This window comes from Nonomuraea sp. N2-4H, assembly GCF_045291505.1.
In the GTDB taxonomy this organism is placed as follows: domain Bacteria; phylum Actinomycetota; class Actinomycetes; order Streptosporangiales; family Streptosporangiaceae; genus Nonomuraea; species Nonomuraea fastidiosa.
Window position 1 is genome coordinate 2,646,228 of the sequence record NZ_CP147987.1, and the last position, 20,369, is coordinate 2,666,596.

Annotated in this window: 20 protein-coding genes; 5 read left to right on the forward strand and 15 right to left on the reverse strand. The window is 73.4% G+C overall.

All coding sequences use genetic code 11. The features are described 5' to 3' along the window. Positions 1 to 47 precede the first annotated feature (47 nt). The 3 genes from WBK31_RS11885 to WBK31_RS11895 are packed head-to-tail and all read right to left on the reverse strand — an operon-like array spanning position 48 to position 2,660. Complete coding sequence (locus tag WBK31_RS11885; RefSeq protein ID WP_364070046.1) at positions 48 to 656, reverse strand: TetR/AcrR family transcriptional regulator; 609 nt, start codon at positions 654 to 656, stop codon at positions 48 to 50. Next, complete coding sequence (locus WBK31_RS11890; RefSeq protein ID WP_364070044.1) at positions 653 to 2,176, reverse strand: FAD-dependent oxidoreductase; 1,524 nt, start codon at positions 2,174 to 2,176, stop codon at positions 653 to 655. Before WBK31_RS11890 ends, WBK31_RS11885 begins: the two co-directional genes overlap by 4 nt. Positions 2,177 to 2,216: 40 nt before the next feature. Continuing rightward, positions 2,217 to 2,660 (reverse strand): CBS domain-containing protein, encoded by a 444-nt coding sequence (locus WBK31_RS11895; protein WP_378789672.1) that lies wholly within the window; start codon positions 2,658 to 2,660, stop codon positions 2,217 to 2,219. A 166-nt stretch (positions 2,661 to 2,826) separates the two neighbouring features. On the opposite strand from WBK31_RS11895, the gene WBK31_RS11900 reads away from it, so the two are divergent. Together WBK31_RS11900 and WBK31_RS11905 are read left to right on the forward strand one after the other, a co-directional pair. Next, entirely contained in the window at positions 2,827 to 3,444 is a 618-nt protein-coding gene (locus WBK31_RS11900; RefSeq protein WP_364070040.1) for a TetR/AcrR family transcriptional regulator, read from the forward strand. Between the two features lie 111 nt (positions 3,445 to 3,555). Then, a complete protein-coding gene (locus WBK31_RS11905) occupies positions 3,556 to 4,767 on the forward strand; it encodes a cation:proton antiporter (protein ID WP_364070038.1) in 1,212 nt (403 codons plus the stop codon). Between the two features lie 7 nt (positions 4,768 to 4,774). Here WBK31_RS11905 and WBK31_RS11910 read toward each other — a convergent pair whose 3' ends face one another. The 7 genes from WBK31_RS11910 to WBK31_RS11940 form a co-directional block, all read right to left on the reverse strand. Beyond that, positions 4,775 to 5,974 (reverse strand): glycosyltransferase, encoded by a 1,200-nt coding sequence (locus WBK31_RS11910; RefSeq protein ID WP_364070036.1) that lies wholly within the window; start codon positions 5,972 to 5,974, stop codon positions 4,775 to 4,777. Then, positions 5,971 to 6,423, reverse strand: a complete 453-nt coding sequence (locus tag WBK31_RS11915; protein WP_364070034.1) for a MarR family transcriptional regulator — start codon at positions 6,421 to 6,423, stop codon at positions 5,971 to 5,973. The genes WBK31_RS11910 and WBK31_RS11915 overlap by 4 nt, the downstream gene beginning before the upstream one ends. 44 nt (positions 6,424 to 6,467) lie before the next feature. Next, entirely contained in the window at positions 6,468 to 7,418 is a 951-nt protein-coding gene (locus WBK31_RS11920) for a cyclase family protein (protein ID WP_364070032.1), read from the reverse strand. A 46-nt stretch (positions 7,419 to 7,464) separates the two neighbouring features. After that, entirely contained in the window at positions 7,465 to 8,658 is a 1,194-nt protein-coding gene (locus tag WBK31_RS11925) for an FAD-dependent monooxygenase (protein ID WP_364070030.1), read from the reverse strand. Next, entirely contained in the window at positions 8,655 to 9,332 is a 678-nt protein-coding gene (locus WBK31_RS11930) for a TetR/AcrR family transcriptional regulator (RefSeq protein ID WP_364070028.1), read from the reverse strand. Before WBK31_RS11930 ends, WBK31_RS11925 begins: the two co-directional genes overlap by 4 nt. 238 nt (positions 9,333 to 9,570) lie before the next feature. Beyond that, positions 9,571 to 10,749: an FAD-dependent monooxygenase gene (locus tag WBK31_RS11935; protein ID WP_364070026.1), complete on the reverse strand. Its 1,179-nt coding sequence runs from the start codon at positions 10,747 to 10,749 to the stop codon at positions 9,571 to 9,573. A gap of 29 nt (positions 10,750 to 10,778) precedes the next feature. After that, positions 10,779 to 11,690 carry a hypothetical protein gene (locus tag WBK31_RS11940; protein WP_406674805.1) on the reverse strand — a complete coding sequence of 304 codons (912 nt, stop codon included), beginning with the start codon at positions 11,688 to 11,690 and terminating at the stop codon, positions 10,779 to 10,781. A gap of 110 nt (positions 11,691 to 11,800) precedes the next feature. Here WBK31_RS11940 and WBK31_RS11945 point away from each other — a divergent pair, with 110 nt between their 5' ends. Both WBK31_RS11945 and WBK31_RS11950 read left to right on the forward strand, forming a co-directional pair. Further along, the gene (locus WBK31_RS11945) at positions 11,801 to 12,433 is read left to right on the forward strand and encodes a TetR/AcrR family transcriptional regulator C-terminal domain-containing protein (RefSeq protein ID WP_364070022.1); all 633 of its coding nucleotides are present in this window, start codon (positions 11,801 to 11,803) and stop codon (positions 12,431 to 12,433) included. Positions 12,434 to 12,449: 16 nt separating this feature from the next. After that, positions 12,450 to 13,016: a hypothetical protein gene (locus tag WBK31_RS11950; RefSeq protein WP_406674806.1), complete on the forward strand. Its 567-nt coding sequence runs from the start codon at positions 12,450 to 12,452 to the stop codon at positions 13,014 to 13,016. 69 nt (positions 13,017 to 13,085) lie between these two features. On the opposite strand, the gene dgoD is transcribed toward WBK31_RS11950, so the two are convergent. From dgoD to WBK31_RS11965, 3 genes are read right to left on the reverse strand one after another with little or no spacing between them, the layout of a single operon-like run. Then, positions 13,086 to 14,231 (reverse strand): galactonate dehydratase, encoded by a 1,146-nt coding sequence (dgoD, locus tag WBK31_RS11955; RefSeq protein WP_364070018.1) that lies wholly within the window; start codon positions 14,229 to 14,231, stop codon positions 13,086 to 13,088. A gap of 12 nt (positions 14,232 to 14,243) precedes the next feature. Beyond that, positions 14,244 to 14,996 carry an SDR family NAD(P)-dependent oxidoreductase gene (locus tag WBK31_RS11960; protein WP_378789659.1) on the reverse strand — a complete coding sequence of 251 codons (753 nt, stop codon included), beginning with the start codon at positions 14,994 to 14,996 and terminating at the stop codon, positions 14,244 to 14,246. Beyond that, positions 14,993 to 16,231 carry a cellulase-like family protein gene (locus WBK31_RS11965; protein WP_406674807.1) on the reverse strand — a complete coding sequence of 413 codons (1,239 nt, stop codon included), beginning with the start codon at positions 16,229 to 16,231 and terminating at the stop codon, positions 14,993 to 14,995. The genes WBK31_RS11960 and WBK31_RS11965 overlap by 4 nt, the downstream gene beginning before the upstream one ends. Before the next feature lie 188 nt (positions 16,232 to 16,419). On the opposite strand from WBK31_RS11965, the gene WBK31_RS11970 reads away from it, so the two are divergent. Next, complete coding sequence (locus WBK31_RS11970) at positions 16,420 to 17,139, forward strand: FCD domain-containing protein (RefSeq protein WP_364070012.1); 720 nt, start codon at positions 16,420 to 16,422, stop codon at positions 17,137 to 17,139. Positions 17,140 to 17,226: 87 nt separating this feature from the next. Here the strand turns inward: WBK31_RS11970 and WBK31_RS11975 are convergent, their stop codons facing one another. Together WBK31_RS11975 and WBK31_RS11980 are read right to left on the reverse strand one after the other, a co-directional pair. Beyond that, positions 17,227 to 17,865 (reverse strand): bifunctional 4-hydroxy-2-oxoglutarate aldolase/2-dehydro-3-deoxy-phosphogluconate aldolase, encoded by a 639-nt coding sequence (locus WBK31_RS11975; RefSeq protein WP_378789656.1) that lies wholly within the window; start codon positions 17,863 to 17,865, stop codon positions 17,227 to 17,229. Continuing rightward, positions 17,862 to 20,207, reverse strand: coding sequence for a beta-galactosidase (locus WBK31_RS11980; protein WP_378789654.1), 2,346 nt, complete (start codon positions 20,205 to 20,207; stop codon positions 17,862 to 17,864). Before WBK31_RS11980 ends, WBK31_RS11975 begins: the two co-directional genes overlap by 4 nt. Between the last annotated feature and the right edge of the window lie 162 nt (positions 20,208 to 20,369).

Sequence of the window (20,369 nt, forward strand, 5' to 3'; positions counted from 1 at the left end):
AGCCGCATTTAACGCCGAACAATGGCCGCGCGGCGTTCACCGAATAACTAATCGGCGTCCCGATACAGGCCGACCTGGCGATAGACGCTCTTGAGATAGCCGAGCATGGCGGCGGCGTCGGGCGGGTCGGGCTGGAGCACCCGCCAGGTGACCGCCCCGGCCATCATGTCGATGAGCACATCGAGGTCGGCGTCCGCGGCCACCGTGCCCTCCTGCTGGGCGCGGCGCAGCATGGCCGCGGCCAGCTCGCGGCGGGGCAGCACGTGGTGCTTCCAGTAGACGGCCATGAGCCGCGGGTGGCTGACGGCCGCGCCCATCATGCGGGCGACCAGCGCGCGGAAGGCGGGGCTCGCGGTCGTCTCCGCCGCCGTCTTCAGCGCCCGCTCGACGATGTCCTGCGGCGCGAGATCCCGCACCTCGCCGGGCGTGGGCACCATGTCGGCGCTGACCGTCTGCTCGACGGCCTGCGCGATCAGGTCCTCCTTGGTGCTCCAGCGGCGGTAGACGGTGAGCTTGCCCACCCCTGCGCGCTTGGCGATCTGCTCGATGCTGGTGCCCTCCACACCGCGTTCGATGAACAGCTCGAGCGCGGCGCGCAGGATGGCGGAGTCGGTCTCGGGGTCGCGGGGGCGTCCGCGTCCTCGGGCAGCGGTCACGCGAGTGCTCCGTCCAGCCAACCGGTGATCTCGGCGGGGCCGCCCTTGCAGGCCAGATGGGCGTCCGGGCGTACGAGCATAGCGGGCAGCGTGCGCACCGGCCGCAGGTGCACGACGTGGCCGCCGAGCCGCCGATGCGCGGCTTGGAACGCGTCGTGGCCGCCGAGCACCGCCCAGCGGCCGCGCAGCTCGGCGTGCAGCCGGGTAGAGGTGCCGTCGGGCCGCTCGCAGGCCAGGTCGGGAACACGGTCGCCGGGGCGCGGCCTGCGCCCGCCGCCGCCGAGCGGGCCGCGCCGATAGCTGACCCACAGCTGGGACGTCGTGTACGTGACCCGCCGCTGCACCCACGCGACGTTCATCACCCGCACGATCACCCGGTCGCGCAGGAAGCGGCCGACGGGCCCAGAGGCGATGTTGACCTTGGTGGTGGCGGTGCTGCCGCGCAGCACCTGAGTGGCCAGCGGGCGCCGCTCGGCCTCGTAGGTGTCCAGCAGGCGCTCCCCGGCCCTGCCCTGCACGACGAGCGCCAGCTTCCACGCGAGGTTCTCGGCGTCACCGATGCCGGTGAGCATGCCCTGGCCGCCGAACGGGGCGTGCACGTGCGCCGCGTCCCCGGCCAGCAGGACGCGCCCGCGGCGGTAGGCGTCGGCGAGGCGGCGGTGCACCCGGAACAGCGACGCCCACGACGCGTCGAGCAGCCGGATGCCGCTCAGCCCCGTCCGCTCGGGAAGGATGCGGGCCATGCGCTCGACGATCCGCTCCTCGCCCGGCTTGTCCTCGGTGAACGCGGGGTCGTAGGCGAGCAGCCGCCACTGCCCGCCGGGCATGGGCATGGCGCCCAGCATGCCCTGCGGGTGCACCCAGCCGCTGGTGCCCGACCTGTCGAGGGTGGTGTCGAGTGTCGCGTCGACGAGCAGGAAGCGCTCGCTCAGCTTGACGCCGGGGAAGCCGATGCCGGCGAGCTTGCGCACGGTGCTGCCGGAGCCGTCACAGCCGGCCAGCCAGCCCGCCCGCAGGCTGCGGCCGTCGCTGAGCACGGCGGTGACGCCGCCCGCGTCCTGCTCGGCCGCGACCAGCCCGCAGCCCCACTCCGGCCGCACGCCCAGCTCGGCCAGGCGGTCGCGCAGGCGCGCCTCGACGCGGGCCTGGGAGATCACCATCGGGGGAGCGGCGGTGTCCAGCCCGGGATCGCCGAACCGGATGCGCATCACGGGGCGCTCGCCGGCGTACGTCGTGATCGTCATCGCCCTGACCGACTCCTCCGGCAGGCCGCTCAGCGCGTCCAGCCGGTCGAGCACCTCCGAGCCGCGCGCGTGCACGAAGTTGGCCCGCGACGTGGTGGCGGGGCCGGGCGCCCGGTCGATCACGCGTACCGAGACGCCGTGCTGGCGCAGGGCGATCGCCAGGGCCAGGCCGACCGGCCCGGCTCCCACCACGAGGACGTCGGCGTCCATGGCCACCTCATTAATAAACGGAACGGTCTCGTAAACAAAATAGACGCGAGGCGCCGCGCTGTCCACGACGGGTTTTCCGGACCCGCGATGGCCGGCTATCGCGGCGTCAGGTCGTGATCGCCCAGTCCATGAGCGCCTGCAACGTCACCGCGCCCAAGAGCTGCCTGTCCTCCACCACCGCCACCACCGGGCTGTGCGTGCGGGCCATGAGCGCCGCGACCTCCAGCATGGTCGCGTCGGGATCGGTGATCGGCAGCTCGCGCGGCTGCTCGGGCAGGGCGTCGCGCACGGTGCGGTCGGCCAGGGAGCGCAGGAACCGGTCGGCGTGCGCCTCGTCCACGACGCGCGTCAGCATCGGGTCTTCCATGCAGTACGCGGGCACCGCCAGCCGCAGCACCTGGGTGCCCGGCAGAATGCTCAACGGGCGCCCCCGGCCGTCGAGCACGATGAGGCCCGGCAGCCGCTGCTCGGACAGCAGCCTGGCGGCCTCGTGCACCGAGGTGTCGAGCGTGACGGTGGGGAAGGGCGCGGTCAGATCGCGGGCGCGCATGGGGGCCTCTCAGAATCGACGTTCAACGGTATCGCCGACCAGACTTCCCGGCACACCGCCCATGAACGTACCAAGACGCACCCGCCCGCGCCGCCGAACGTGAAAAGGTTGTCACCATCAGCACAATATCCCGATACCGGAAACAATATCGAGATATAGTCCCGGCGTGAGCGACCGCCAGGGGAGACCGCTCGACGAGGTGACGGCGCGGGCGAGGATCAGGGACGCCGCACTGGCCGAGTTCGCCGAGCGCGGCGTCAAGGCGGCCAGGCTGCAGGACATCGCCGCCGCTGCGGGCGTGTCCGTGGGCCTGGTCCAGCACCACTACGGCACCAAGGACGGTCTGCGCGACGCCTGCGACGCGTACGTGCTCGCCCGGCTCGTCGAGCGCGCCAAGGACGAGACCGCCGAGCCGGACCCGGGCGGCCTGGCCGCCCTGTACGACACCAGCGAGCCGATGGCGCGCTACCTCGCCCGCGCCATGGTCGACGGCAGCCCCGCCGCCGACGCCTTCTTCGAGGGCGCGGTCCGGGTGACCGAGCAGTTCCTGACCGCCACCTGGCCCGACCGCTTCCCCGCGGGCTCGGCCAGGACCCGCGACGCCGCCGCCGTGATGAGCGCGATGCACGCCGGCACCATCGTCCTGCACCGCCACCTCACCTGCCGGTTGGGCGTGAACGTGCTGTCGGCCGAGCACGCCGGCGCGATCGGCGCCGCCATGGCCGACGTGTACGCCGCGATGGGCGACTTCGTCCGCTCGGAGGCCGGCCGCCGCCTCGCCTGAAGGCGGCTGGACGTCGGCGAGCACGGTGCTGTTACCGTAGGTCGCGGTGTGCCGGGAAGTCTGGTCGGCGGATGTCCAGTTCCGAGTGACCGACCGGAGGTCCGTTCCCCCATGCTCCTGACCGCGTTCGCCGCCCTGCTCCTGCTGGCCGTGCTGCTGTCCAGCCTCGCCCACCGCACGATCCTGTCCACGGCCGCGCTGTTCCTGGTCGCCGGATTCGTGCTCGGCGACGGCGTGCTCGGCGTGATCTCGCTGACGGCGGCAGATCCGCTGGTGGCCACGCTGTCGGAGCTGGCGCTGTTCGCGGTGCTGTTCACCGACGGCATGCGGGTGGGCTGGCAGGACCTGCGCAGCGCGTGGCGGCTGCCGGGCCGTGCCCTGGGCTGGGGGCTGCCGCTCACGCTGGTCATCACCGCGGTCGGCGCGCACTACCTGCTCGGGCTCGGCTGGATCGAGTCGCTGCTGGTCGGGGCGATCCTGGCGCCCACCGACCCGGTCTTCGCCGCCGCGCTGGTCGGCAACGAGAAGGTGCCGCCCCGGCTGCGGCAGCTGCTCAACGTCGAGTCCGGCGTCAACGACGGGCTCGCGCTGCCGTTCGTGCTGGTGTTCCTGGCCATCGCCGCCGGCTCGCACGACCTGCACCTGGGCGAGCTGGCGCTGGAGCTGGGCCTCGGCGTGCTGATCGGCGTGGCCGTGCCGTGGCTGGCCATCAAGCTGGAGCAGACCCGCTGGTTCGCCGCCTCCACGCAGTACGAGCCGCTCAACGCCCTGGCCATCGGCCTGCTCGTGCTCGCCATCGGCAAGGCCACGCACGGCAACCTGTTCCTGGCCGCCTTCTCCGCCGGCATCACCGTTGCCACCTTCGGGCCGCGGCAGCGCGAGTCGTTCGAGCACTTCGGCGAGCTGATCGCCGAGGTGTTCAAGCTGGCGGCGCTGCTGGTGTTCGGCGCTCTCATCACGCCGTCCCTGCTCGCGGTGGGCTGGCAGGGCTGGCTGTTCGCCCTCGGCGCGCTGGCGCTGGCCCGTCCCATCGCGATCTGGGTGTCCTTCCTGCGCGCCGGGCTGTCGCTGCGCGAGCAGGCCGCGGTGGCCTGGTTCGGCCCCAAGGGCTTCGCCTCCGTGGTCTACGGCCTGCTCGTGCTGGCCTCCGGCATCACCGCGGCGCCGCAGGTGTTCCAGATCGTGGCGGTGACGATCGTGACCTCGATCCTGCTGCACTCCTCCACCGACATCGTGGTCGCCCGCTGGTTCGACGACGAGCGCGGGCTGCCCGCCTGGTACGGCGTCGCCAGAAAGATCAGGGGGCCGAAGGCGAAGGCGTGACGGGCCGCTAAGCGGTGATGCGGGCGACGGCGGCGGCGACGCCGTCCTCGGCGGCGACCCGCTCGCCCAGCGCCCGGGCGGCGGGCGCGAGCGCGGCCGCCGACTCGATGGCGGCGGCGAGGCGGGTGGGGGAGAGGCGGCCGGTGAGCGGCGCCGGCGCGATGCCGAGCCGGTGCAGGTGCCGGGCCCAGAACGGCTGGTCGCCCAGGAAGGGGCGGATCACCTGCGGGACGCCGGCGCGCAGCGCCGCGGCCACCGTGCCGACGCCGCCGTGGTGCACGACGGCCGCCACGCGCGGGAACAGCCACTCATGCGGAGCCTCCTCGACCACCAGCACGTCGTCCCCACCGGCCGCGCGGCGCAGCGCGCCCCAGCCGGTGGCCAGCACCGCGCGCCGCCCGGCCAGCCGCACCCCCTCCAGCACCGTGCGCGTCAGCGCTTCGGGATCGCCGCTGAAGGAGCTGCCGAACCCGACGTAGACCGGCGGGTCGCCGCCGTCGAGGAAGCGGGCCAGCGGCTCCGGCGGTGGCCGGTCGTCTCCTGGCAGCGTCCAGAAGCCGGTCGGCCGGGCGGACGCGGGCCAGCCGGCGGGCGCGGGAAGCAGGTGCGGGCTCCATGCGTGCAGCACGTCGCCCGCCGCGACCAGCTCGGACATCGGCCGTGACCGGGCGGGCAGGCCGAGCGCCTCGGCCCGCCAGCGGCGTACGGTGCCCCGGTGCGGCGCTTCGACGGCGGAGGCGACGCGCCAGGTCGCCCTGTTGAGCAGGCGCGGCACGCGGACGGGGAAGATGGGCGAGGGGAAGGCGGAGGTGGGCAGGTAGAGCGGCAGCAGCAGGCCGGCGACGGCCGGGACGCCGAGCTTCTCGGCGAGCGAGGGGCCGCCGAGCGCCTTGGGGTGATGCACGACCAGGTCGGCCGGATGCGCGGCGAGCGCCGCCTGGTCGGCGAGCAGGCGGCGCAGCATCGGCTGGAGCGAGCGTGCGGCGGTGACGGCGGCGCGCACGCCCTGCCCGCGTACGGTGTCCTGCAGCGCGAGCAGCGCGTCGTCGAGCCCGGCGAACTCCACGCCGCGCGCGGCGGCGAGCGGCGCGAAACGGCGGGGCGCCGCCAGCAGCGGCCGGTGGCCGGCGGCCCGCAGCCCCACGGCCAGCGCGAGGAAGGGCTGCACGTCGCCGCGGCTGCCCACGGCCAGCAGCAGCGCTCTCATCGGCGCTCCTTGAGCGCGTCCCACTCGTCGAGCAGCCGCGGGAAGCGGTCCATCATGAACGCGTACATGTCGCGCATGAGCTCCAGCCGCCGCCTGCGGGCCGGGTCGTCGCCCACGGCGCGCAGGCCCTGCTCGGCCAGGGCGCGGAAGCCCTCGAACTCGGCCAGCTTCGCGCGGAAGGCGCGCAGGAAGACGTCCTCGGCGAGGCGGTAGCGGTCACGCCGCCCGCCGCGCACCCGGAACCGCTCGATCAGGCCCGCCTGCTCCAGCTGCCGCAGGGCGACGCTCATGCTGCTCTTGGCCACGCCCAGCGCCTCGGCCAGCTCCGGCGCGTCGGCGCTGTCGGCCTCGGCGGCGAGCAGCCAGCCCATGACGCGGCCCGACGTGCGGCTCAGCCCGAGCCGCTCGTAGAAGAGCCCGGCGCTCTCCACGAACTCATCGACGCTCATCCATCGATACTATCGGTTTGTTCGGACTGTGCCGAACAAACCGATCAGAAGGTGGCGATCGGGTTGACCGGGCTGCCGGAGACGCCGGCGAAGCGGACCGGCGCGACCGCGAGCTGGAAGTCCCACTGGCCGAGCTCGGCCGCCGTCGCCGTACACGCCTCCAGATCGCAGTTGTCGAGCAGCCACAGGCCCATGGCGACCAGGCCGACGGCGTGGACCGGCATCAGCACGTCGGCGTACCCGGACGGCTGGACGTCCTGCGGAGTGTCGGCGCCGATCAGCGCGACGTCCCGCTCGTGCAGCCACGGCAGGCAGGCCGCATGCCAGCCCGCCTGCTCGTACCCGCCCTGCGGGCCCGCCTCGTGCCGGAGGCGGCCGCGCCCGGTGCGCAGCAGCACCGCGTCGCCCGGACGTACCCGCACCCCTTGGCGGCGCTCGGCCTCCTCAAGGTCCTCGGGGAAGACGCCCTGACCCGGCTCCAGCCACGGCACCCCGCGCACCGTGGCGACGTCGAGCAGGACGCCGCGGGTGACGATGCCGAGCGCCGCGGCCGTGACCGCCGCCCACGCCGACCCCTTGTCGGCGTCGACCAGCTCGTGCGGCCGCCCGTTGTACATCGCGCCGTCCCAGAAGATGTGGCACGGCGCGTCGAGGTGGGTGATCGTGTTGCCGTGGAAGATGAGGCCGAGCCGCTCGGTGGAGAAACCCCAGCGCCGGTCGTTGCGGAAGGTGGGCGACGGCATGTGCTCGGCACCCGGCATGTCGGCGGCGCACGGGCAGGCCGTCGTCGCCCGCTCCATCTCTTCCGGTACGGCGACCTCCCAGGCGCACGACACGCTCCTGCCGTGCCGCACCGCACGCGCGGCGGCCAGGCGGACGTCATCGGTGATGTGGTTGAGCGTGCCGAGCTGGTCGTCGTCGCCCCAGCGCCCCCAGTTCGACAGCGTGTCGAAGTAGCCGAGCACGTCGTCCTGGGCGGGTGTCTGTCGCTGCATCGGCTCCTCCGGGCGTACGGGCTGGGGTCAAGGGCACGCTACCCCGCTACGGCCGGGTTCGAGCGGCGACCGGCGTGCCGGGAAGGATGTCGGCGAGGCGGACGTCCTTGCCGGTGAGCGCCGACGTCACGAACCCGGTGACGAAGGGGACCCGGCTGAGCGCGAGCACCACGCGCCGGATGCGCAGGTCCGACCGCGACGAGGGCAGGAACCAGCGCGCCAGCGAGCGGGCGTTGCGCTGCCGCTCCTCGACCACGGGCCGCCACATCCGCTCGAATCCGGCCGTGGCCTCCTCGATCGACGGCGCGTGCGCGAGCCGGTCGGCCAGCACGTACGCGCCCGCGATCCCGAGCGATGCGCCCTGCCCGGCGAGCAGCGACACGGCGTAGGCGGCGTCGCCGAGCAGCACGGTACGGCCCGAGCTCCAGCGCGGCGTCTCGATCTGCGCGACCTGGTCGTAGTAGATCTCCTCGGCCGGCGGGATCTGCTCCAGGGCGCGCGGCGTCACCCAGCCGAGACCGGCGTAGGCGCGCCGGATCGCCTCCCGCGGATCGTCCGGCAGCGCCGGGTCGGCGCTGCGGTGCACCAGGAACGTGGCGACCCGGCCGTTGCGCAGCGCGTAAAAGCCCATCTGCCGGTCGGCCGAGTCGGTGAGACAGAACGCGCGCCGGGTGGCGGCGTGCACGTCCGGCGCGTCGAAGGTGAACGCCGCCGTGTGCAGCCCCAGGTAGCGCAGGTAGCGCTCCTCGGGACCGAACACCAGCCGGCGCACCGTCGAATGGATACCGTCCGCGCCCACCAGCAGATCGGCCTCCAGCGCGGCCCCATCGGAGAGCGTCACCGCCACCCCGCCCGCCCGCTCGTCCACCCCGGTCAGCGCCACGCCGTAACGCACCTCGACCTCGGCCGGAAGGTGCTCGGCCAGCACCGCTTCGATGTCGGGACGCATGAGGCTCAGCAGCCGGCCGCGCGCGAACCCTTTTGTACGGAGCGTGGCCCGGCGGCGGCCGTCCTCGCCGACCAGGTGCCCTTCGGGATAGTCGTAGGCCGCCCGCTCGAACGCCGGCAGCAGCCCCATGGCCTCGACCGCCTCCAGCCCGGGACCGAAGAAATCGATCATGTAGCCCTGCGGTCGGGGCCCCGGAGCCCGTTCCACCACCACGACCTCACCGCCCAGGGCGGCGAGCCGGTGGGCCAGCGCCAGACCGCTGATCCCGGCTCCGGATATCACGGTTCTCATGGGCGCTCCTCCTCGGGGGCGGCGGAATCAGGGGCGGCGCCAGGGGCGGCGTGAGGTGTGGTGGTGGCGTTGGGCGTGGCGGTAGCACGGGGTGTGGCGGGTGCGGCGGGCTCGGAGGCCGTGGCGAGCAGCCTGCGCAGCACCGCCGAGGCGCCATCGGCCTTCAGCCCCAGGCCCCGGTGCAGCATCAGGCCGTCCACGCAGGCCGCCAGCACGGCGGCGGTCCCGTACGGGTCGGGCACGCCGTGCCGCTCCAGCGACTCCCCGAACCGCTGCCGGAACTCGGCGACCAGCTCGGCGATCCGCTCACGCAGCTCGGCGTCGCGGGTGCTCGCCAGATACGCCTCGACGAACAGCAGCGAGGTGGGGTCGGTGCCGGTGTACTCCTCGATCGAGCCGAACAGCACCTCGATCGCCGCGCCGGGCGGCGGTGCGCTCGCCAGCAGCTCGTTCATCTCGGCGAGCAGAGCCCGCATCCGGCCGACCGCGGCCTCGTTCAGCAGGCTCGCCAGCGAGGGGAAGTGGTAGTGCACCACGCTCGGCGTCACCCCGGCCCGCTCGGCGAGTATCCGCGTGCTCACCGCCGTCCATCCGCGTTCGGGGATGAGCTCGGCGGCCGCGTTGAGCAGCCGTTCCCGGACCGCGCGCCCGCGCTCGGCCGCAGGGGAGGCCATGGCTCCCTCCAATCAGGGCGATCGTCCTGTACGACTGCCCTGATACTACGCGCGCGTTCCCGCCGCGCTCAAGACGACCCTGATTCCTGGCCGCGTTCCAGCAGGAAGCGGCGTACGGGAGAGTCGTAGGCGGCGCGCAGGTGCCGCCGGAGAACCTGTTGGATCTCCGGCGGCACCGGCGAGCACCCGGGATCAGGCGCCCGGCCGCGAGGCGAGAGGCCCGCGCGCGACCGGACGGTCACGCCGCCTGAGCCTTGGCGCGCCTGCGTTCCCGCAGGGTGCAGGCCAGGCGCACGGCCACGGAGCGGACGGCCTCGATGGGCAGGTTCGACGGCACGAACATCTGGCTCTTCAGCCGGGCCATGTGCTGGTGCTTGACGACGGACGGGCGCAGCCGCGACTCCCACTCGGTCAGCGCGGCGCCGAGGTCGCCGGGATGCCCCCGTAGAGCCCGGCCGAGCTCGGCACCGCCCAGCAGACCGAAGGTGGCGCCCATGCCCGAGTACAGGTTCAGGCACCAGGCCGCGTCGCCGACGAGCACCACCCTCCCCCTGCTCCACGTGGGCATCTTCACCTGATGCACCGAGTCGAACAGGAAGTCAGGCGTCTCCTCCAGGGCGTCCAGGGCGTGCCGCACGACGGGGTCGTCCAGGTCGGAGAACACCTCGCGCAACCGCGCGATCCGGTCGGCGGCGAACTCCGCCTGGACGTCGTCGGTCCGGTACGTCAGCAGCACGGTCGGAGGCCGGTCGGCGAACCCGAACACCCACACCGCACGCCCCGCCCGCGCGACCGTGACGCTGTCGGACTCCCCGAACGACGGGACCTGCTCCTTGAGCTGGAACGCGCAGATCATGGCGTGCCAGTCGGTCATGAACTCCTCGTGCGGTCCGAAGACCATGCGGCGCACGTTCGAGCGCAGCCCGTCGGCGCCCACCACCAGGTCGAAGGTCTCGCTGCGCAGCGCCCCCGTACGGGTGTCCTCCAGCAGCACCCGGACGCCGCCGTCGAGCTCGTCGATCCCGACCGGCTTGGTGGCGAACCATACGGGGATGGGCTCGTCCGTCCCGCCTCCGCACACGCCCTCCCAGAGCGCGGCCTCGATGTCGCCGCGGACCACCGCGGCGGGGTCGCCGGGCTGATGCAGGAACCCCAGCCCGGGTTCGAGGCCGCCGCGCCGGTTGAGCGACCACGCCTTCCCGCCGCCGGGCGGGTTGCGGGTGTGCAGGTGGCCGGAGATGCCCAGATCCTCGGCGGCCTGCCTGCCCTCGGGCATGAGGCCGATGAAGTAGCCGCCCCTGCGGCGTTCCGGGGCCCGTTCGGCGATGACCGGCTGCCATCCCGCCTGCCGGAGCCCGATCGCCGCGGACATGCCGGCGATCCCGAGCCCGACGACCAAAGCGCGCTTCGGCATCATGTCTCTCCTTTCTCCGGACTCTCTCGGACTCAGTCGGGGACGATGACCGCGCGGGTGCGCCCCTGGTGCGCCCACGCCTCGCCGACGCGGCTCAGCGGATAGGCGGTGTACGGCACCTCGAACGTGCCGTCGGCGAACCGCGCGATCATCTCGGGGAACTCGGTGATCAGGTCGGCCTTGGAGACCGAGCCGAGTCCGCTGCCGGTGACCCGGAACCGCCGGCTGCGCAGCAGCTCCGATGGCAGCGCCGCCTCGTTCCCGGCGAGCGAGCCGATCTGCACGTACGAGACCGTCTCGTCCTCGTTGCCGGGGCGGAAGGCCGACAGCGCGGCGAAGGCGGCCTCGGCCACCCAGCCCCACACGAAGTCGAGGATCAGCGCGGGCTGCGCGTCGGCCAGCACGGGGGCGAGCACCGCGCGCGCGTCCTCCTGGGAGATCGGGACGGTGACGGCGCCGAGTGCGCCCAGCCGGTCCAGCGACTCGCGGTCGCGTCCGGCCGCGATGACCTGCTTCGCGCCGAGCGCCAGCGCCGCCCGCGCGGCCAGGCCGCCCGACATGCCGGTGGCCCCGAGCACCAGCACCGTGCCCAGCGCGCCCGTCTCCCTGCGGTGGGCGGTCAGCGGCATCCAGCCCGCCGACGCGGGGTTCATGCCGGCGGCGACGGCGAGCGGGTCGGCCCCTTCAGGGACCTCCACCTCGAACGGGGTGACCATCGACTCGGCGAACGTGCCCCAGGGCGCACGGGGGAGGCCGGTGTAGACCAGCCGCCCGTCCTGCGTCCTGGCGACCGCGTCGATGCCGGGGACGATCGGGAACCCCTTCCCGCTGCCGTAGTGGCGGCCGGTGGCCATGCCCCGGACGACGTGGTGCAGGCCCGCGCCCACGAGCCTGACCGGCGCGCGGCCCGGGTGCGGCTCGGGGTCGGGGAAGTCCGCGCACACGGGGCGGCTTCGGGGGATTCGATGACGGCAGCACGCATGACAGCGCCTCCTGAACTAAGTTCAATTCCGACGGCCTCAACGATGCCCTGAACTTTGTTAAGGTGTCAAGCGTGGCGAAGGGCATCACTCGGGAGCGGATCGTGGCGGCGGCCCTCGACCTGCTCAATGACAAGGGCATGGACGCGCTCACGGTCAGGGCGCTCGCGTCCCGGCTCGGCGTGGGGGCGCCCGCGCTGTACTGGCACGTACGCAACAAGCAGGAACTGCTCGACGAGATGGCCACGTTCGTCATCCGCCGGGTGATCGAGGCGCTCGGAAAGATCGATCACGGCGCCGGCTGGCGCGAGGGCCTGGCCGCGTACGCCCGCGTCCTGCGCGCCGAGTACCTGCGCCACCGCGACGGCGCGCGCATCTTCAGCGGCACCCGCTACGTCGACCCGGAGGTGGTGCGGCAGAAGGAGTCCTGGCTTGAGCTGCTGACCGGGGCCGGTTTCTCGCTGGCCGAGGCGGACGACGCGCTCGATGTGATCACGGCGTTCGTGGTCGGCTTCGTGATCGAGGAACAGGAGCGCCGGCGGCCGGACGACGACGGCGACCGCTATTCGGCCGAGGAGCGCGACAAGTGGCTGGGGGAGGGCGTCGAGCTGGTCAAGGCCGCCTTCCACCTGCGCGACGACGGCGACCAGCGCTTCGAACGCCAGCTCGGCGTGGTGCTCGACGGCTTGGAGTCCCGCCTCCGCTGACCGCTACCCGGCGGGGGTGAAGCGCACCGGCAGCGAGCGGATGCCGTTGGCGAAGGTCGAGCACAGGTACTCCGGCGGGCGGCCGCTCGGGATCGTCGAGGACGTCGGCCAGCCGCAGGACCCGGCGGCGGTCCTCGTCATCGGGGAAACCGATCACGTCAGCCAGCACCGCGATCGCGAACTCGGCCGCGACGTCCCGCGCGAAGTCGCACTCGCTCTTCCCGGCCACCCGGTCGAGGACCTGCCCGCACAGCGCGCGCACGTGGCCCGCCCGCCGCGCGACGGCCTGCGCGGTGAACGCGCCGTCGATCAGGCCGCGCAGCTCGCCGTGCGCGGGCGGGTCCAGGCTGACCAGTGTCCGGCCCCGCCGGTCGGGCTGCTCGTCGACGAAGGCCCCGTCGCGTTCGGCGGAGAACGACGGGTCGCGCGAGACGCGCACCACGTCGTCGTAGCGGGTCACGACCTAAGAGTGCGGCCGGTCGGGACGGCGATGCAGGAAGACCGGGTCCTCGCGGCGCAGCCGGGCGAAGAACTCGTGCGGCGCGCCGAGCAGGAACGTGCCCGGGTCGGTGAGATCCACTGAGCCATGGTGGCATCCGCCCCGGGCCGAGCGCGATCGCCGAGATCGCCGGCGAGGCGTGAAGCACGGGCATCACCACTCGGCGAAGGAGCCGTCCGCGTGCCGCCACGTCGGGTTGCGCCAGCGGTGGCCGCGCTCGGCCGCCCGCTCCACCTCGGCCTCGTCGATCTCGATGCCGAGCCCGGGCCGGGTGGTGCGGGTGGCGTACCCGCCGGGGAAGGTCAGCGGCTCGCGATCGACGAGGTAGTCCAGGACGTCGTTGCCCTGGTTGTAGTGGATGCCGACGCTCTGCTCCTGGATGAGGAAGTTCGGGACGGCGAAGGCGAGCTGCAGGCTGGAGGCCAGCGAGATCGGGCCGAGCGGGCAGTGCGGGGCCATGCTGACGTCGTACGTCTCGGCCATCGCGGCGATCCTGCGGACCTCCGAGATGCCGCCCGCGTGGCTCACATCCGGCTGGGCGACCGCGATGCCGTGCCCGATGACGTCGCGGAAGTCCCACCGCGAGAACAGCCGCTCGCCGGTGGCCAGTGGGATGGAGGTGCTGGCGGCGAGCGCGGAGAGGTTGCGCGAGTGCTCGGGCAGCACCGCCTCCTCCACGAACAGCGGCATGTACGGCTCCAGCAGCGGCAGCAGCCGCCTGGACATGGCGGTGGTGGCCCGGCCGTGCAGGTCCACCACCAGGTCGTTGTGGTCGCCGATGGCCTCGCGTACGGCGGCGACCCGCTGGACGACCTCCATGGTGCGGGCCGGGGTGTCGATGGCGGTCAGCTCGGCCGAGCCGTTCATCTTCACGGCGGTGAACCCGGCCTCGATCTGCGCCTTGGCCTGCTCGGCGACCTCGGAGGGACGGTCGCCGCCGATCCAGGCGTACATGCGGGCCTTGTCGCGCACCGGCCCGCCCAGGAGCTGGTGCACGGGCAGCCCCGCGGACTTGCCGGCGATGTCCCACAGCGCCTGGTCGATGCCGGCGACCGCGCTGGACAGCACCGGGCCGCCCCGGTAGAAGCCGCCCTTGGTGAGGACCTGCCAGTGGTCCTCGATGCGCAGCGGGTCCTGGCCGACGAGGTAATCGGCGAGCTCGGCGATGGCGGCGCGGACGGTCTCCGCCCGGCCTTCGACGATCGGCTCGCCCCAGCCGGTGACGCCCTCGTCGGTGCGGATCCGCAGGAACAGCCAGCGTGGCGGGACGAGGAAGGTGTCCAGAGAAACGATCTTCATGGGGTTCCGTTCCTAAGAGGAGGTGGTGGAGATGCTCCAGCCGCCGTCGACGTTGAGGCAGGCTCCGGTGATGAACGAGGCGTCCGGCGAGGCGAGGAACGCGACCGCCGCGGCCACCTCGTCGGGTGTGCCGAAGCGGCCCGCCGGGGTCTCTGCGAGGGTGGCGTCGCGGCCCGCCTGATCGATGCCGTCCCAGGCGGGGGTCATGATCGGGCCGGGGACGACGGCGTTGACGCGGACGCGCGGCGCGTACTCGACGGCGAGCTGCCTGGCCAGCGACTGCAGCCCGCCCTTGGCGGCGGCGTACGGCGCGCAGCCGGGGATGCCGGTCTGGGCGTGCACCGACGAGGTGATGACCAGCGCGCCCGAGGTCTCGGCGAGCAGCGGGCAGAACGTCCGCGCGGCCAGGTACGCGGCCTTGAGCGAGACGTCGATCTGCAGGTTCCAGTCCGCCTCCGGCATCTCGTGCGCCGGACGCGCGGGCACCACCCGGCCGGGACCGTTGGCGTGCAGCACGTCCAGGCGGCCGAACCGGTCGCGCACCTCGTCCAGGGCGGCGGCCCAGTCGCCGGCGGAGGCGACGTTCAGGTGCACGTACGCGGCCCGCTCGCCGATCGACGCGGCCACCTCGCGGCCGGGCTCGTCGGCGATGTCGGCGAGCAGCACCCGCGCGCCCTCGGCGGCCAGGCGGCGGGCGGTGGCCGCGCCGATGCCCGACGCGGCGCCGGTGACCAGGGCGGTCCTGCCGGTGAAGCGGTCGCTCATCGTCCCTCCGTGAAGATCCGGTTGGCGGTGACCTGCAGCGTCACGTCGTCCCACATGGGGTGGTGCGGGGCGGCGTTCGAGCACACGACGGTGCCCCATGCGCCGGCGTCCCTGGCGTGGCGTACGGCGTCCAGGCAGATCCCGGCCCCCACGGGCCCCTCCTCGAACGTGCCGCGCAGCGGGGTGTAGCCGACCCAGCCCTCGCCGAACACCAGCGGGAGGTCCCGGGCGGCGGCCCAGTCGGCGGCCACCTCGATCCACAAGCGCAGCTTCTCGTCCATGCCGTAGCGGTAGGCGGCGTACCGGTCGTACAGCCAGCGGTCGAAGCGGGCCGGGTCGCACCAGTCGTGCAGATAGACCTCGCGCGGCGACACCACCGTGGCCGCCGTCCGCCACTCCTGCTGCGGCCCCCACTCCGCCAGGTCGGGCGCGTCCGGACGCAGCAGCTCGCGGCGGGCGCGCTCCTGCGGGAACGGCCGGGACGGATCGCGCAGCGCGAACGTGCCGACCAGCTCGTCCAGCACGCCGTAGACGTAGGGGTGGAAGACGGCGACGTCGATGTTCGCGGGGACGCCGCGCAGCTCGCCGTGGGGCACGCCCGCGTAGTTCACGGTCGCGGGCACGTCGGGATGCCGGCACTTGAACGCGTCCAGCGCCTTCTCCAAGTACGGCCGCAGCCCTGGCACCGGCGGCTCGCCCGGCGGCAGCGCCTCGGTGAGCCAGGAGGCCTGGACCTCGTTGTGCAGCTCCACGAACGCGATCTGCTCGGCCAGCCCGTGCCCGGCCACGAAGTCGACCAGGCCGGCCAGCGCCTCGGCCAGCGCGCCCGCCCGCCGCTCCGGCGGCACCGCGCGCAGCGCCTCGTACCAGGCGGGATCGGCCAGGAAACTCGAACTCTGCTGGTACTCCCAGGAGGAGACGATCACCTTGCAGCCGTGCCGCCTGGCCGCCTCGAACAGCGCCAGCAAGTGGGCGCGGCCGTCCAGCGTCGCGCTCGCACGCAGGTCGTACCAGCGGGTGCCGAGGCCGTAACCGCGCCCGAAGGGGGCGAAGGTCAGCGCGGAGGTGTCCAGCCCCGACCCGAACAGCAGGTACGGCATCGCGCAGATCCGGACCGTGTTGTAGCCGCGCGCCACCGCCTCGTCGAAGGCGCGGTCCAGATCCTCGAACGGCTCGCCGGGCCCGGTCCTGGCGTACCAGGAGAAGTCCCAGAGCGTGATGGTCAAAGTGGACAACAGGTCGGCTCCCTCAGGATCGGCAGGTGAGGTGCCCGGGTACGGGACTCGACGAGCAGGATGCCGCCCTGCCTCGTACGACGTCAAGAAAAAGTATGATTAATGTTCTCACTAGTATGCTCAGCTGACTCGGGCATGGGTGATCATGAGGGCGGTGGCAGGGAGTGCGGGCGTGGCATGATTCCGCCATGACGGAGATCGGGAGATCCGGCGCGCACGACCGGGTGGTCAGCAGCCTCGGCACGGCCATCGTCAACGGCGACCTCCTCCCCGACGACGACCTCGACGTGGCAGAGCTGCAGGAGCGCTTCGCGGTGAGCAGGACCGCCGTACGCGAGGCGCTGCGCGTGCTGGCCGCCAAGGGCCTGGTCGGCGCCAGGCCCCGGCGCGGCACCTTCGTCGCGCCCCGCGAGCAGTGGGCGCTGCTCGACGCCGACGTGCTGCGCTGGCGCTTCGCCGACCGCGTGGACGAGCGGTTCCTCGACGAGCTGGGAGAGGTGCGGCTGACCGTCGAGCCCGCCGTGGCGCGCATGGCGGCCCAGCGCCGCACCGACCGCGACCTCGCCGACCTCGAGGACGCCCTGGCCGCCATGCGAGCGGCGGCCGGCGGGGCCACCGGTGATCATGTCGAGGCCGACCTGGCCTTCCACCACGCCCTGCTGCGCGCCGCGCACAACGAGCTGATGACGCAGATGGCCAGCGCGATCGAGGCCGGGCTGCGGCTGCGCGACCAGTTCGTGCACGCCACGCTCACCAGCGAGTCCACGGACAAGCACGCCGAGGTGCTGCTCGCCGTGCGCAAGCAGCGGCCGAAGGCGGCCGAGACCGCGATGCGGTCGCTCATGGAGCGCTCGATCGCGGACGTCGAGCTGGCCAAGAAGATCCACGGCGAGCAGACGGCCCGCTGACCGCCGAGCCCGCGTTCCCGCGCTCTGTCGCGAGCGCCGAGCCCGCAACTCCGCGCCCTCGCGCCGGACCCGGTCATAGCGTCTTGTTCACCCGTCCGATGGCCGTCGACCGGCCACATCGACCAGGCGTCTGGCGCGGGCGGCCAACGCCGCCATGTCGCCGTCCGCGCACGCGTCGCCCAGCAGCGGCGAGCCCATCCCCACCGCGCGCGCCCCGGCCGCCAGGTAGGCGGGCACGTCCTCGATGCCGATGCCGCCCGTCGGCACCAGCGGGATCTGCGGCAGCGGCGCCCGCACGTCCTTGATGTAACCGGGCCCGCCGGCCGCACCGGCCGGGAAGACCTTCACCATGGCGGCCCCCTGCGACCACGCCTGCACGATCTCCGTCGGCGTGAACGCCCCCGGCAGGACGGGCACGCCGAGCCGCCGCCCTTCCGCGATCACCTCGGGCAGCACGGCCGGGGTGATGAGGAAGCCCGCACCCGCGTCCACGGCCTTGCGCGCCGAGGCGGCGTCGAGCACGGTGCCCGCCCCGACCGCCACGCCCTCAAGCCCGGTGGCCCGGCGGATCGCCTCGGTCGCGCCGGGGGTCGGCATGGTGACCTCCATCGCCCGCAGGCCGGACCCGGCCAGGGTCTCCAGCGCCGCGTCGAGGTGGCGGGCCTCGGCGGCCCTGATGATGGCGATGACGGGCAGCTCCGCCAGCGCCTCATCAAGCGTCGTCATGATTCCTCCAAGGTGAGCCTGGGCATGGGGACGAGGCTGACCGAGCGCAGCTCCAGCACGGAGCCGCCGGGATAGGAGCCGGGCCGCACCTGCGGCGAGACGTACACGGGAGCGTCCTCGCGCAGCGGCAGCAGCCGGATCTCGATGCCGTGCTCCAGCACCGCGTCGCGGAAGCGGCGCAGCCCGATCTCCCAGGCGGGGCCGTACCAGAACTGGTCGGCCACCAGGCGGCCGCCGATGTAGGCGCGGCCGACGTCGCCGACCCAGTCGAGCCGCAGCAGCACCTCGTCATCACCGGTCAAAGCCTCGCGCGGGACGGTGACGCGGTAGACGGCGGCCTGCTCGAAGTCGGCGTCGGCCGGCGCGGACGCCCGCCCTGACCTGGGGTCGATGACCGGTGCCCGGGCCGGGCCCGCCTGCCTGATCTCCTCCACCTTGGGCTCGGGCGGCTGACCGGCCGGAGCCGGCGCGGGCAGCAGGCCGAACACGCCGTCCGTCCGCGTCGCCGAGGCGGGCGCGGGGTAGATCCGCACCTCGGACGAGCCCCGGCCGTAGACCGTCAGCCGGTCGTCCTCGATCACGACCGGCCGCTCGCTCAGCACCAGCCGGTACGCGCCCCACAGCCGGCCCGCCGCCGCGTTCAGCGCACGATCGGCGTCCAGGACGAGGACGGCCGCACGGCCCCCGGAGGCGTCGCGGATCCGCAGCAGGCATCCGGTGCCGGGCGCGAGATCGGTGACCACGAGGCGGTCGCCGTCGCGCTCCGCCGTCGCGGGGCCCTCGACCTCGCTCACGGTGGCCGCGTCGAAGACCAGCTCAACCGGGATGCCCGCCGTCTGGCAGAAGACGTGCACCGGCTCGTCGCCCGCCAGCACGCCCATGGGCTGCGCGGTGGCGGTGAGCAGCGTGGCGCCGCCGACCGGGCGGGCCAGCGGCCAGGCGAAGTACGCCCCGGAGGGCACCGTCACCGGCTCGCGCGGGACGACCAGCTCGCGCCCGCCCAGCTCGACCGCGAACCGCACGCCCTCGTGCGCGGGCAGGGTCTCGACCGGCTGATGGTTGTTGACGAACAGGAACCCGGAGCGGCCGTCGGAGCGTACGCACCAGCGCAGCGTCCGCCGGTCGGCCGTGTCGGCGGGGGCGTCGGGCGGCATCACCAGCGTCATGCCGGCCAGATCGGGGCCGTCGCTCGCCAGCCACAGGTGCTGCCGCCGCAGGTGCCGATAGGAGTCGCGGACCTGGCCGTACTCGCCGAGCGGCGCCTGGAAGTCGTAGGTGATGACCGGGCAGTCGTTGGGGTAGCCGGTGGCGTGCGACTCCTGCAGCGTGGACAGCGCGCCGATCTTCTGCGACGCCCCGTGGTACATGTAGTAGCCCTGCCACACCGACCCGCTGCCCAGCTTCACCAGCGCCAGCGCGGCGATGTCGGCGGCCTGGATGATCGGCCTGCGGTGGTAGGAGGTGTACATCCCGCCGCCCAGCTCGCAGGTGGCGAACGGGTAGCGCGCGAGGTGGCTCTCGTCCGACCCGGTCACCGCCGTCGTACGCAGGTCGGCCCCGATGGAGTCGTCGTCGCGGCCGGGGCCGAAGAAGTAGTGCGCCCTGCTCTGCTGCGGCCAGCCGTCGTGCGCGGTGTCCCACGCGGCCTCCGGGTAGCCGCCGAACAGCGGGATCACCTCGTCCGGCGGAAGCCGCGCGTGCCCCCAGCCGGTCGCCGTCCACAGCGGCGCGTCGATGCCCGCCGCCTTGGCCATGCGCTTGATCGTGACGAGGTGGCCCGGCCGGTCGTGCAGCTCGTTCTCCACCTGCACCGCCACCACCGGGCCGCCGTGCGCGCGGGTCAGCCCGGCGAGCTGCGCGCCGATCTGCTCGAACAGCGGGCGCACCAGGTCCAGGTAGCGTGGGTCGTCGGTACGCGGCTCGCAATCGGCCCGCAGCACCCAGTCGGGGAAGCCGCCGTTGCGCGACTCGCCGTGCGCCCACGGCCCGATCCGCACCACCACGTCAAGGCCGAGCTCGGCGCAGGTGCGTACGAACCGCCGCAGGTCACGGTCGCCGCTCCAGTCGAAGACGCCGCGGCGCTCCTCGTGCAGGTTCCAGAAGACGTACGTGGCGACGACCGTCACCCCGCCCGCCCGCACCTTCAGCAGCTCCTCCCGCCACTCGGCCACCGGGTAGCGGGCGTAGTGGAACTCGCCCATGATCGGAAACCACGGCCTGCCGCCCCGGCTCAGGTGGCGGGAGTTCACGGTGATCGCGTCCGGCCCGCCGGGCGGGTCGCCCAGCCGCAGATGACCCTCCACCGGCGGGGGGATCTGGCGCGGGACGCCGAGTCGTCGCACAGCTGCACCTTTCCTCATGGCCGGACGACCGCCGCCGTACGGTACGACGACTGATCGAAAAAATACTACTAGTCGGGCTTGCGGATGTCGGCGGAGTCACGCCGAGCAGCGACCAGTACAGGTAGCCGCGCACGTTCACGCCGTCGTCCATCGCGGTGGCGG